At 58.3% G+C, this 533-nt stretch carries 1 protein-coding gene; it reads right to left on the reverse strand.

Annotated elements, in window-relative coordinates; genetic code table 11:
• Window positions 1–533, reverse strand: a 533-nt coding sequence (locus tag IB244_RS31645) for a transposase (RefSeq protein WP_192307002.1), incomplete at both ends; no start/stop codon positions are given.

Here is a 533-nt window from a genome sequence, read left to right on the forward strand (position 1 = left end):
TCAGCCCAAGCCAGGCACCAACTGAGCGCGACGTTTTGAAGTTTTCTGGATCTTCAATCGCGGCAACATAGGAGACGGCCGTAACGGCGCCGATACCCGGGATCGTCATCAGGAGCTTCGTCGGCTGGCTCTGCCGTGCCACTGCGAGCAGCTGGCGATCCAGATCGGCCGCGCGCTTGCGGATGCCACGCCACGCATCAAGCAGGGGCAATATGATCGCTGCAAGGGCGTCATTCCCAGCTAATAGCTCCCTCACTTTGCCATCAAACACCCTACCCTTTCCGTTGGAAACAATGAAGCCGAATGTTTTCATCAGGCCGCGGATCTGGTTGCTGAGCTGGGTCGAGATGCTCAAAAGCTGATTGCGAGCCGCCACCAGGGTGCGCGTCAGCATGCTGTCAAATGACTTTACCCGGACCGCCTTGTAGAAGCCGGCTTCGGCCATCTGGGCCAGGCCATCCGCATCATTGGCATCCGTCTTGTTGAGCGTCTCGTGCAATATCTTTTGCGCGTGCCGCGCTTCGATGCAGATC

Origin of the sequence: Rhizobium sp. RHZ02, from assembly GCF_014851575.1 — a bacterium.
Taxonomy (GTDB): domain Bacteria; phylum Pseudomonadota; class Alphaproteobacteria; order Rhizobiales; family Rhizobiaceae; genus Rhizobium; species Rhizobium altiplani.